Raw genomic sequence first — 11,140 nt, 5'->3', positions numbered from 1 at the left:
GCGCTCATTGCCCCAGGCGATCACAGCTGGCCCAGTATCGGGGTACTCACGCGCACATCGGCATTTTGCCCACGGTTACGCAAGAGGTGGTCCATCAGCACGATGGCCATCATGGCTTCGGCAATCGGTGTGGCGCGGATGCCGACGCACGGGTCGTGGCGGCCCTTGGTGATCACGTCCACCGGGTTGCCGTGCACATCGATCGAACGGCCTGGTGTGGTGATGCTCGACGTGGCCTTGAGCGCCAGGTGCGCCACGATCGGCTGGCCGGAAGAAATACCGCCAAGGATGCCGCCCGCGTTGTTGCTGAGGAAACCTTCAGGGGTCATCTCATCGCGATGCTCGGTACCGCGCTGGGAGACGCAGGCGAAACCAGCGCCGATTTCCACGCCTTTCACTGCGTTGATGCTCATCAGCGCATGGGCCAGTTCGGCGTCGAGGCGATCAAAGATCGGCTCGCCCAGGCCCGGCTTCACCCCTTCGGCCACGACGGTGATCTTCGCGCCGACCGAGTCCTGGTCGCGGCGCAACTGGTCCATGTAGGCTTCCAGTTCCGGCACCTTGTCCGGGTCGGGGCAGAAGAAGGCGTTGTCTTCGACGCTGTCCCAGGTCTTGAACGGGATTTCAATCGGGCCCAATTGGCTCATGTAGCCACGGATGACGATGCCCTGGGTGGCCAGGTATTTCTTGGCGATGGCGCCGGCGGCCACGCGCATGGCGGTTTCACGCGCCGAGCTGCGGCCACCGCCACGATAGTCGCGTTCGCCGTATTTGTGATGGTAGGTGTAGTCGGCATGGGCCGGGCGGAACAGGTCCTTGATCGCCGAGTAGTCCTTGGACTTCTGGTCGGTGTTGCGAATCAGCAGGCCAATGGCACAGCCCGTGGTGCGGCCTTCGAACACTCCGGAGAGGATTTCGACTTCATCCGGTTCCTGGCGCTGGGTGGTGTGGCGGCTGGTGCCGGGCTTGCGGCGGTCGAGGTCGCGCTGCAGGTCGTCCAGGCTCAGCTCGAGGCCTGGCGGGCAGCCGTCGACAATGGCGACCAACGCCGGGCCATGGCTTTCGCCCGCGGTGGTGACAGTGAACAGCTTGCCGAAGGTATTGCCGGACATGCAGGGCGCTCCGTGAAATCAGTTGAATCAAGTCAACCGTAATAACTTAAGGCGGCCAGTATACGCAGGCTAACCGACTAGTTCATCCTCGAAACCTTACCGGTAGACGTTGGTCCAACCGGCACCTCTCCAATGATGGCGCTATGATGCTGCGAGTTCTGCTGTTCACCCTCACCCTGTTTACCGCCGTGGCCCAGGCCGCCTCCCCTGTGGTGCTGCAACGCCCGATCAGCCTGGACACCGGCAGCGGCCAACTCTTTGGCTCGTTGCTGTTGCCGCAATCGGATAAACCGGTGCCGGTGGTGCTGATCATCGCCGGCTCCGGCCCCACCGACCGCAACGGCAACAGCGCCGACGGCGCGCGCAATGACAGCCTCAAGCGCCTGGCCTGGGTGCTGGCCAGGCATAACATCGCCAGCGTGCGCTACGACAAGCGCGGCGTGGCCGCGAGCCTGGCGGCCACGCCGGACGAGCGCAACCTGACCCTGGAGGCCTATGTGGCCGACGCCGTGGCCTGGGGCAAGTTGCTCAAGGCCGACAAGCGCATGGGCCCGCTGATTGTGCTGGGCCACAGTGAGGGCGCGCTGGTCGCCGCCCACGCCGCGCCGCAGTTGGAACCGGCCGGGGTCATTTCCTTGTCTGGCAGCGCCCGCCCGGTGGACCAGGTGATCCGTCAGCAACTGGCCGATCACTTGCCCCCTGCCCTGTTGCTGCGCAGCAATGAAATCCTCGATCACCTCAAGGCCGGCCAGGTGGACGCCGATGTGCCGCGCCCGCTGGAAGGCATTTTCCGACCCAGCGTGCAGCCGTATCTGATCAGCCTGTTCCGCGCCGATCCGTCGGCCGCTTTTGCCCGCCTGGACATGCCGGCGCTGATTATCCAGGGCACCAACGATATTCAGGTTGGCGTAAGCGATGCCCAGCAACTGAAGCAGGCCAAGCCCGACGCTCAGTTGACGGTGATCGAAGGCATGAACCACGTGATGCGCATCGTGCCCAATAACGTGAAGCAGCAACTGGCCTCCTACAACGACCCGAAACTACCGCTGGCTGCGGAGCTGGGCCAACGTATCGTCAGCTTTATCGAAGGACTTCAACCCCGTTAAGCGGCAATTGGCCTCCAGTCCTGGAAAAAACGGCCGATAAGTCCAGAGTCGACAGTAAAAAGACTGTCGGCTCGCAGGGCTTGGACAGGATCGCGCCGCATGACAACCACCGAAACAACACCCGAATCGACCGCCGAGACCCCGGCCGCAACCGAGGCTAGCGCAGCAGCGGCACTGCCGTGGGCCGACGTTCACGCCGAACATTTCAAGATGCTGCGCCTGGCCCCACTGGCCACCGACCGCGCCACCGGCGCACGGCCATTGCGCTTTGTGCAGTTCGGCTATGCCGAACGCCATGACAAACACCACAGCCTGTTGCGCATGGTCATCCAGTTACCGGGCCAGCGCGTACGGCGCGAGCAGAACCACCTGGATATCTGGGTCGATCACGATAAACACCGCGTGCACTTCGGCCCCGGCAACAGCCTGGAAATCGAGCCGGCCAACCGCGGTATCGGGCGCTTCCTCGTGGCCCAAGGCGCTGCCTGGGCGAAGAAGAAGTGGTCCCACTACCGCGTCGACGGCGTGGACCTGGCCAACAAAGACGCCCTCAACGAAGCCACGCGCCTGCGCCGCGATCACTTCCTGCGCATCCAAGGTTTCGATGTGGCCTACGCCGATGTGCAGCACCTCAAAGGCAATGTGCAACCGGGCAAGGTCAGCGACGTGCTGGACAGTTGGAACACCGAGAAAGTGCAGTTCGTGGAGATCCTGGAAGCCGCGCAAATGCTGCAACAGGCCGAGCAGAACCTGGCGGAGCAGGAAGTGAAGCTGCGCAAGGAAGAGGAGAAAGTCACCAAGTTCAAGCGAGAAGACAGCGGGCTGCGCTTTACCATCACCTGCCTGGTGGCGTTTACGGTGTTCCAAGCGGGGTTGTTGATCTGGATTGCCACGCACCGTTAACAGACTGAAATACGATCCAATGTGGGAGCTGGCTTGCCTGCTCCCACAGTTAACCGCGCCCGGCCACACACTCCACGATGCGAAGCGAGCCGCTCTTGATCTTGCTTTTGATCTGCTTTTGATCTGAAGCGCCCCGTTAAACCACGCTGGCCGGAATTCGACAGGGATTTGGGGGGTAAACCGGCAGGGATGCCGGTTTAGCCGCCCCGCGCCATGGATGGCGCGTGGCGGCGGCCCCCCAAATCACTGGCGGATTACGGGCACACCGAGCCTAAGCGAGGTGCCGAGTGGTGGGGCAAGAGCGTTTTGCTTACTTTGCCGCTTTTGCAAAGTGAGCCGCCGTCAGGGCGGAACCCTAAGCGGCCGTTACCTAAATAACGGATATGTACCCGGTCCAACTGTGTTGACTGCCAGGCCGCCTTCGCGAGCAAGCCCGCTCACACAGTTGGATTGTGGGGTGTCAGGTAGATAGATGTCGGCTGACAGGCCGCTATCGCAGGCAAGCCAGCTCCCACATTGACCGCGTTTGTGCAGTTATACCCGCGCGGCAAATACTGCCTGGTGCGCACGGCACTGTTCAGCCGTGAGCATAAACACCCCATGCCCACCGCGCTTGAAGTCCAGCCAGGCAAAGTCCACTTCCGGGTACAGCGCCTCGACATGCACCTGGCTGTTACCCACTTCGACAATCAGCAAGCCCTTCTCGGTCAGATGGTCCGCCGCTTCAGCCAGCATCCGACGTACCAGGTTCAGGCCGTCGTCACCGCAGGCCAGGCCCAGTTCCGGTTCGTGCTGGTATTCGTCGGGCATGTCGGCGAAATCTTCGGCATCCACGTAGGGCGGGTTCGACACAATGAGGTCGAAACGCTGGCCAGGCAAACCGTCAAAACCATCGCCCTGCACGGTGTAGACGCGCTCGTCGACGCCATGGCGCTCGATGTTCTGGTTCGCCACTTCCAGGGCTTCGAAGGACAGGTCTCCCAGCACCACTTCGGCCTCCGGGAATTCGTAGGCACAGGCGATGCCGATGCAGCCGGAGCCGGTGCACAGGTCGAGGATGCGTGCCGGCGGCTGGGCCAGCCAGGGTTCAAAACGGTCTTCAATCAGCTCGCCTATCGGTGAACGCGGAATCAGTACGCGCTCATCGACGATAAACGACATGCCGCAAAACCAGGCTTCGTTCAACAGGTATGCGGTAGGCACTCGCTCATGGATACGCCGATGCAGCAAACGCTGCACGTGGGAGATTTCCTCTTCTTCCAGGTTGCAGTCCAAATAGCTGTCGGCGATTTCCCACGGCAGGTGCAAGGCGCCCAGCACCAATTGCCGGGCTTCGTCCCAGGCATTGTCGGTGCCATGGCCAAAAAACAGGTCTTCCCCATGGAAACGGCTGACAGCCCAACGAATATGGTCGCGCAAGGTGCGCAGGCGGGAAGTGATCACGGGGCAAGCTCCTGGAAAAAACGACTGGCGATTCTAACAGCCTTCACCTGTACCGACGATGTACGAAACACCTGGCACCGTACGTCGGATTTCATCCAATTTGCCCGCATTGTGTTAAACAGGCCTGCCTCTTGACATGGCTGCACGCCAGCAACGGCGTACCTTACGATAGTAGCGATTCACAGAAGCGCTCAGCCAGTGGACAATGTCGCAAAAGCCCCACTCACAGGAGCCCCAGAATGTCCGTTCCAAAGACGATGTTTCAACTCAGCGGTCGCGGTTACGCAGCAGCCAACCTCAATCATGCGACCCTGGTGATCATCGACGCCCAGAAAGAATACCTCAGCGGCCCGCTCGCCCTCTCGGGCATGGACGCAGCGGTGCAGAACATCAAGCAACTGGTGACCGCAGCGCGCAGTGCCGGGCGCCCGATTGTGCACGTGCGCCACCTGGGCACCGTGGGCGGCCTGTTTGACCCCCAGGGCGAGCGCGGCGAATTCATTCCGGGCCTTGAGCCTGAAGGTGACGAAACCATCATCGGCAAACTGCTGCCCAGCGCCTTCCATGGCACCGGCCTGGAAAAACACCTGCAAGACCTGGGCTCACTGGACCTGATCGTCTGCGGTTTCATGAGCCACTCCAGCGTCAGCACCACCGTGCGTGCGGCCAAGAACCTGGGCTTTCGCTGCACCCTGGTGGAAGACGCCTGCGCTACCCGCGACCTGCCGTACAAAGGCGGCATCCTGAGCGCCGAGCACGTGCAGCAAACTGAAATGGCCATCATGGCCGACAACTTCGCCACCCTGGCGCTGGCCAAAGATCTGATCTGATCCCGTTGGCGGTGAGCGGCGTGTTTATTGCTCCGCTCATCCGCAAAGCCCTTTCATTTGGCGCATTTACCCCTCCCCCCGGAACAACCTGTGTATCTTCCGGTCGAAGGGCCGATACCCTGGAGGAAAGGTCGGAATGAAGATATCCGATGGTTTTGATGCTCGTCGCTTGCGCCCCAAGGGCCCGAGCAATTGGCGTCTGCGCCTGGTAGCGTGCATTGCCGCGTTGCTGGCGATAGTAGGCTTGTTGTTAGCGGGCGCTGGTGGCGCCGGCCTGTTTGGACGTTCGCCGGCACTCGGCGAACTGAATGCCAGCCCGGGCGGCTCGGCGCTCCTGCTGGGTGTCGGCTTGCTGGTGCTGTGGTTGGGTGTGTGGCTGTGGCGTCGCAGCCGTCGGAAAATGCGCCAACCGCTGTCGTTGAATATCGCCTCTCACCTGATGAAAAAGCACGACTGATGGCGCTTGGATAGCGTTTCCTGCGCCCTGGCCGCCGCGATTTAGGTAAACTGCCCGCCCTTCGCGGAGGCTGACATGCAAGACGACGATTTTTCCCTGTTCAAAAACGAGCTGCGCGGCGTCAAGCCGATCAAGCACGACCGCGCCGACACCGGCAAACCCAAGACTGACCGGGCGCAGATCGCCAAGCTGCGCCAGGCCGCGACCGTGCGCACCGATGCCACTACCGTGGACGGCCTGTCAGACCAGTTTGTGATCGACGTCGGCCCTGAAGATGAACTGATGTGGGCCCGCGACGGCGTGCAGGAAAGCCAGATGCGCAAGCTCAAGGCCGGCCAGATCCCCTTTGAAGGCAGCCTCGACCTGCACGGCATGACCGTAGAAAAAGCCCGGGAAACCCTCTGGGCCTTCCTGGCCGAAGCGACCAAATTCGAAATTCGCTGCGTGCGCGTCACCCATGGCAAGGCTGTGCGGCTGGACGGCAAGCGGCCGATGATCAAGAGCCACGTCAACACCTGGCTGCGCCAGCATGCCCAGGTGCTCGGCTTTACCTCCTGCCAGGCCCGTCACGGCGGTGCCGGCGCGGTGTATGTGATGCTCAAGCGCACCATGATGGAAGGGCGCGACGAGTAACAAGTGCCATCGTCAGGCTTGCAGCGATGTGTCCGCCACCGTAACCTTGCGCTTTGCGAAAATCCCACAGGTAGTTTCATGTCCCTGGAACAGAATTACACAGAGATTCTCGGCCAACTCGGCGAGGACGTGTCCCGCGAGGGCCTGCTCGACACGCCAAAGCGTGCCGCCAAGGCAATGCAGTACCTCTGCCGCGGCTATGAACAGACACTCGAAGAAGTCACCAACGGTGCCTTGTTCAGCTCTGACAACAGCGAAATGGTGCTGGTCAAGGACATCGAGCTGTACTCGTTGTGCGAACACCACCTATTGCCGTTTATCGGCAAGGCCCACGTGGCGTATATCCCGAGCGGCAAAGTGCTGGGCCTGTCGAAGGTCGCGCGCATTGTCGACATGTATGCACGCCGCCTGCAGATCCAGGAAAACCTCAGCCGCCAGATCGCTGACGCCGTGTTGGAAGTGACAGGCGCCCTGGGCGTCGCCGTGGTGATCGAGGCCAAGCACATGTGCATGATGATGCGCGGTGTCGAGAAACAGAATTCGTCGATGATCACCTCGGTGATGCTGGGTGAGTTCCGCGAAAACGCGGCCACCCGCAGCGAATTTCTCAGCCTGATCAAATAACCGGCCAGGCAGGAAAAAACCGGCGTTCATCGCCGGTTTTTTTTCGCCTGCAGAAATCAGGTAAGCTGCGCCCCCTCAGTCATGGGCAAGAGGTTTCAGCCATGTTCGTCAAAGCACTTCGAGTGGGCCTCGGCCACGTCATCATCGCGGGCGACTTTCTTACCCGCCCACGCAAAAAACAACGCCCTGCCGAACAACAGGCCAAGGTCAATGCTGCGGCCAAGGACCTGACCCTGTATCAGTTCCACGCCTGCCCGTTCTGCGTGAAGACCCGCCGCACCCTGCACCGCCTGAATGTGCCGGTGGCCTTGAAGGACGCGAAGAACAACGAACAGGACCGCCAGACCCTGCTGGAGCAAGGCGGCAAGATCAAAGTGCCGTGCCTGCGCATCGAAGAGAACGGCCAGACCACCTGGATGTATGACTCCAAGGTGATCATCGAGTATCTGGACAAGCGCTTCGCTGCGATCTGAAGCACACGGCGATCAAATGTGGGCTGGCTTGCCTACGATCCAGTCAACTCGGTGATTCAGGTACACCGAGTCGATACCTTCGCAGGCAAGCCAGCTCCCACAGTTGACCGCGCCCGGCCACACACTCCACGATGCGAAGCGAGTCGCTCTTGATCTGCTTTTGATCTTAGGCGCCCCGTTAAACCACGCTGGCCGGAATTCGACAGGGATTTGGGGGGTAAACCGGCAGGGATGCCGGTTTAGCCGCCCCGCGCCATGGATGGCGCGTGGCGGCGGCCCCCCAAATCACTGGCGGATTACGGGCACACCGAGCCTAAGCGAGGTGCCGAGTGGTGGGGCAAGAGCCTTTTGCTTACTTTTGGGCTCCTTTCAAAAGTGAGCCGCCGTCAGGGCGGAACCCTAAGTAGCCGTTACCGCAGCAATGGATATGTACACAATCCAACTGCGTCGCCTGCCAGGCCGCCTTCGCGAGCAAGCCCGCTCCCACAGTTGGACCGTGGGGTATCGGGTAGATAAGCGTTGGCTTTCAGGCCGTCTTCGCAGGCAAGCCACCACATTTGCTCTGCGGTGTTCTTAAGTCGGTATTGCCAGGTCTAGATCCAGCAGTGCCGAGCCCAGGCACTTGCCGTGGGCATCCAGCGCCAGCGAGCGGGTCACGCCGCCACGCAGGATGCCCGGCAACACGAAGTTAAGCGCCTGCACGTTCGGCAATTCATAACGCCGAACCGGCTCAGCGCCGGGTTCCAGTAAATCCGCGAAGAACGCTGCCACGCGCTCGGCCGTCAGCTGTTCGCACAGCAACGGATAGTCTTGCACGCGATAGGCAATGATCGAGATGTTCGACGTATCGCCCTTATCCCCGGTGCGGGAATGGGCCAGCGTATGCAGTTTCATTCTTCAATCCTCGGTTTGACCGCTTCACGGGGCAACAGCAACGACGCCACCGCCACCACCTGGCGCACGCTCTTGCTCGCCCCACCGCCGCCGGCCGGGCCGTTGGTGTAGAGGGTCTCTACTTCATTGCCAACCCGTACGGCATCGCCGCGCTCGTCACACCGGGCGGCGACCCGCAGGCGCACCTCCCAAGGCTCGACGCTGCTGCGTGGGCCGTGCAGTGAGTCCATGCCGATCAACTCGGCGCGCAGGTCCTGCATCTTTACGCCGATCAACGCCAGGCGCTTGAGCACCACTTCCCGCGCCAACTCGGCCCGTGCGACAGCACCGGGACCGCCGTAGGACATCTGCCCCTCACCGATCCAACCGTCCAGATAACCGACGCTGACCTTCAGTAGATCAGGCCGGGCACGCCCACTGGCTCCCTGGGCGCGCACCCGGTCCACGCCCTCCTCGACAAACCCCACCCCGGAAAAATCAGCCGTCACATCCGGGGTCAAATAGGCTGCCGGGTCGTGAACTTCGTAAATCAGTTGTTCGGCGCAGGTCGCGCGGCTGACCCGCCCACCGGAGCCTGCCACCTTGGTGATCACTGCATTGCCGTCGGCGTCGACCTCGGCCAGGGGAAAGCCCAGGCGTGCCAGATCCTCCACATCCTTGAAGCCGGGATCGGCGAAGTAACCCCCACTGACCTGCCCCGCGCACTCCAGCAAATGCCCCACCAACGTGCCCCGGCCCAACCGCTGCCAATCATCGAAGGCCCAGCCGAATTCAAACATCTGCGGCGCCAGGAACAGCGAAGGGTCGGCCACGCGCCCGGTGATCACCACATCGGCGTCGGCGCGTAGCGCCTCAACAATGCCCTCCACGCCCAGGTAAGCATTCGCGGAAATCAGCCGCTCGCCCAGCGCACCCACGGTCTGGCCGTTATCCAGCATCTGCTCGGTAGGCAAGGCGTGCAGCACGTCATCGCCGACCACGGCCACAACCTTGAGGCCCAGGCCCAGCTCGCCCGCAATACGCCGTACTTCCCTGGCCGCCGCCAGCGGGTTGGCCGCGCCCATGTTGGTGATCACCCGCAGGCGTCGACGTCCCACCCGCTGCCCCACAAAGGGCAAGACACGGCGCATGCGCTCAGCCAGCAGCGGGTCATAACCGCCCTGCGGGTCGCTGATACGCGCCTGTTGCGCCAGGGCGATGGTACGTTCGGCCAGGCATTCGAAGACCAGGTAATCCAGGTCGCCGTGTTCGGCCAGTTCCACGGCAGGTTCTATACGGTCGCCGGAGTAGCCGGCGCCGGAGCCGATGCGCAAGGTGTTCATCTCAAATCACTCCCAGGAGCAACGCCGTCAGGGTCATCAACACCGAAGCGGCAAACAGGAAAGGAATGGTGAAGCGCTGGTGATCGGCCAGTTCGATCTTGCACAGGCCCACCAGCAGGAAGGTCGCAGGCGTCAGCGGGCTGACCGGAAAACCGGTGGTGTGCACACCCAGCAGCGAAGCCTGGGCCACTTGCAGCGGGTCGACGCCCAGGGCCTTGCCGACCTCGGCGATCACCGGCATCACACCGAAATAGTAGGAATCGGGGTCAAACAACATGCTCAGGGGCATGGACAAAAAACCCACGACGGCCGGGATCAATTTGCCGTGGCCCGCCGGGATCTGCGCCACCGCCACTTCGGCGATGGCCTTGAGCATGCCGGTGCCTTGCATGATGCCGGTAAATACCCCGGCGGCGAGCAGGATACTGGCCATGGTCAGCGCGGTTTTCGCATGGGCATCGATGCGCGCACGCTGGGCGTCGACGTTGGGGTAGTTGATGCACAACGCAACCACCGTGCCGAGCATGAACATCACCACCGGGTCGACCCAGCCGGCGATCATTACCACCATCACCAGCACAGTGAGGATCAGGTTGACCCAGAACAGCCGTGGACGACGCAGCTTGATGTCGTCATCGCTGAGCACTCGTTGCGGTACCGCCTCCACGCTGGAACCCGCGCCCAGGCCCAAGCGTTTTTCTTCACGATGGCCCAGCCACCAGGCGCAGGCGAAGACAAAGATCAGCCCGACGATCTGCACCGGGATCAATGGCTGGAACAGGTCGGCCACCGGCACATGCAGCGCCGCCGATGAACGCAGCACCGGGCCGGTCCAGGGCAGGAAGTTGACCCCGGCGGCCATCGCACACACGCAGGCGAGGATGCGTTTATCTATGCCCAGGCGCGTATACAGCGGCAGCATCGCCGGCACTGTCACCAGAAAGGTCACCGCGCCAGAGCCGTCCAGGTGTACCAGCAACGCCAAGGTCGCAGTACCGACGACAATCCGTGTAGGACGGGTCCCGACCGTGCGCAGGATGCGATCAATGATGGGGTCGAGCATGCCCGCATCGGTCATGATCCCGAAAAACAGGATGGCGAACACAAACATGCCCACCACGGGGGCGACGTTCTTGATACCGGTAATGATGAAGGCGCTGGTCTGCAGGCCGAAGCCACCGAGCAGTGCAGCGATGATCGGCAAGGCGATCAGGGCCACCAGCGGCGAGAGGCGTTTGCTCATGACGGCAGCGAGCAGGCACAGGATGGTGATGACACCCAGGGTTGCGAGCATGGGTTACTCCAGGGCGGCCTGGTTGGCCGGTTATTGTTTTCCCTGGAGT

The 11,140-nt window shown here is 62.0% G+C and carries 12 protein-coding genes; 7 read left to right on the top strand and 5 right to left on the bottom strand.

Annotation, left to right across the window (positions count from 1 at the left end; all coding sequences use genetic code 11):
• Positions 1-20: 20 nt before the first annotated feature.
• The gene (gene aroC, locus PSH76_RS07515; protein ID WP_003192786.1) at positions 21-1,112 is read right to left on the bottom strand and encodes a chorismate synthase; all 1,092 of its coding nucleotides are present in this window, start codon (positions 1,110-1,112) and stop codon (positions 21-23) included.
• A gap of 143 nt (positions 1,113-1,255) precedes the next feature.
• Between aroC and PSH76_RS07510 the strand changes: the two genes are divergently transcribed.
• Entirely contained in the window at positions 1,256-2,218 is a 963-nt protein-coding gene (locus PSH76_RS07510; RefSeq protein WP_305493820.1) for an alpha/beta hydrolase, read from the top strand.
• A gap of 99 nt (positions 2,219-2,317) precedes the next feature.
• Positions 2,318-3,121, top strand: a complete 804-nt coding sequence (locus tag PSH76_RS07505) for a hypothetical protein (RefSeq protein ID WP_032896017.1) — start codon at positions 2,318-2,320, stop codon at positions 3,119-3,121.
• A gap of 534 nt (positions 3,122-3,655) precedes the next feature.
• Here the strand turns inward: PSH76_RS07505 and prmB are convergent.
• Complete coding sequence (prmB, locus tag PSH76_RS07500; protein ID WP_047711471.1) at positions 3,656-4,564, bottom strand: 50S ribosomal protein L3 N(5)-glutamine methyltransferase; 909 nt, start codon at positions 4,562-4,564, stop codon at positions 3,656-3,658.
• Positions 4,565-4,803: 239 nt separating this feature from the next.
• On the opposite strand from prmB, the gene PSH76_RS07495 reads away from it, so the two are divergent.
• The 5 genes from PSH76_RS07495 (at position 4,804) to PSH76_RS07475 (ending at position 7,581) form a co-directional block, all read left to right on the top strand.
• A complete protein-coding gene (locus tag PSH76_RS07495; protein ID WP_003192792.1) occupies positions 4,804-5,394 on the top strand; it encodes a cysteine hydrolase family protein in 591 nt (196 codons plus the stop codon).
• 136 nt (positions 5,395-5,530) lie between these two features.
• Complete coding sequence (locus PSH76_RS07490) at positions 5,531-5,851, top strand: hypothetical protein (protein WP_032896015.1); 321 nt, start codon at positions 5,531-5,533, stop codon at positions 5,849-5,851.
• 75 nt (positions 5,852-5,926) lie between these two features.
• On the top strand, positions 5,927-6,484 hold the full coding sequence (locus PSH76_RS07485) for a Smr/MutS family protein (protein ID WP_003192796.1): 558 nt from the start codon (positions 5,927-5,929) through the stop codon (positions 6,482-6,484).
• A 78-nt stretch (positions 6,485-6,562) separates the two neighbouring features.
• Positions 6,563-7,108, top strand: a complete 546-nt coding sequence (gene folE / locus PSH76_RS07480) for a GTP cyclohydrolase I FolE (RefSeq protein WP_003192797.1) — start codon at positions 6,563-6,565, stop codon at positions 7,106-7,108.
• Positions 7,109-7,209: 101 nt separating this feature from the next.
• Positions 7,210-7,581 carry a glutathione S-transferase N-terminal domain-containing protein gene (locus PSH76_RS07475; protein WP_003192799.1) on the top strand — a complete coding sequence of 124 codons (372 nt, stop codon included), beginning with the start codon at positions 7,210-7,212 and terminating at the stop codon, positions 7,579-7,581.
• Positions 7,582-8,154: 573 nt separating this feature from the next.
• Here the strand turns inward: PSH76_RS07475 and PSH76_RS07470 are convergent.
• The 3 genes from PSH76_RS07470 to PSH76_RS07460 are packed head-to-tail and all read right to left on the bottom strand — an operon-like array spanning position 8,155 to position 11,091.
• Entirely contained in the window at positions 8,155-8,475 is a 321-nt protein-coding gene (locus PSH76_RS07470; protein WP_138762436.1) for a hypothetical protein, read from the bottom strand.
• A complete protein-coding gene (locus PSH76_RS07465; protein WP_138762437.1) occupies positions 8,472-9,797 on the bottom strand; it encodes an acyclic terpene utilization AtuA family protein in 1,326 nt (441 codons plus the stop codon). Before PSH76_RS07465 ends, PSH76_RS07470 begins: the two co-directional genes overlap by 4 nt.
• 1 nt (position 9,798) lies before the next feature.
• Complete coding sequence (locus PSH76_RS07460; RefSeq protein WP_098950763.1) at positions 9,799-11,091, bottom strand: CitMHS family transporter; 1,293 nt, start codon at positions 11,089-11,091, stop codon at positions 9,799-9,801.
• Positions 11,092-11,140 lie beyond the last annotated feature (49 nt).

It is taken from the genome of Pseudomonas sp. FP215, assembly GCF_030687795.1.
GTDB lineage: Bacteria > Pseudomonadota > Gammaproteobacteria > Pseudomonadales > Pseudomonadaceae > Aquipseudomonas > Aquipseudomonas salmasensis.
The sequence above is the reverse complement of the archived record's forward strand: the minus strand, read 5'-3'. Positions and strand labels throughout refer to the sequence as shown.

Excerpts from the sequence above, each read along its gene's own strand:
- PSH76_RS07505 (WP_032896017.1), top strand. The coding sequence starts at position 2,318 with ATGACAACCACCGAAACAACACCCGAATCGACCGCCGAGACCCCGGCC.
- PSH76_RS07465 (WP_138762437.1), bottom strand. The coding sequence starts at position 9,797 with ATGAACACCTTGCGCATCGGCTCCGGCGCCGGCTACTCCGGCGACCGT.
- folE (WP_003192797.1), top strand. The coding sequence starts at position 6,563 with ATGTCCCTGGAACAGAATTACACAGAGATTCTCGGCCAACTCGGCGAG.
- PSH76_RS07495 (WP_003192792.1), top strand. The coding sequence starts at position 4,804 with ATGTCCGTTCCAAAGACGATGTTTCAACTCAGCGGTCGCGGTTACGCA.
- PSH76_RS07490 (WP_032896015.1), top strand. The coding sequence starts at position 5,531 with ATGAAGATATCCGATGGTTTTGATGCTCGTCGCTTGCGCCCCAAGGGC.
- aroC (WP_003192786.1), bottom strand. The coding sequence starts at position 1,112 with ATGTCCGGCAATACCTTCGGCAAGCTGTTCACTGTCACCACCGCGGGC.
- PSH76_RS07510 (WP_305493820.1), top strand. The coding sequence starts at position 1,256 with ATGATGCTGCGAGTTCTGCTGTTCACCCTCACCCTGTTTACCGCCGTG.
- PSH76_RS07460 (WP_098950763.1), bottom strand. The coding sequence starts at position 11,091 with ATGCTCGCAACCCTGGGTGTCATCACCATCCTGTGCCTGCTCGCTGCC.
- PSH76_RS07470 (WP_138762436.1), bottom strand. The coding sequence starts at position 8,475 with ATGAAACTGCATACGCTGGCCCATTCCCGCACCGGGGATAAGGGCGAT.
- PSH76_RS07475 (WP_003192799.1), top strand. The coding sequence starts at position 7,210 with ATGTTCGTCAAAGCACTTCGAGTGGGCCTCGGCCACGTCATCATCGCG.
- PSH76_RS07485 (WP_003192796.1), top strand. The coding sequence starts at position 5,927 with ATGCAAGACGACGATTTTTCCCTGTTCAAAAACGAGCTGCGCGGCGTC.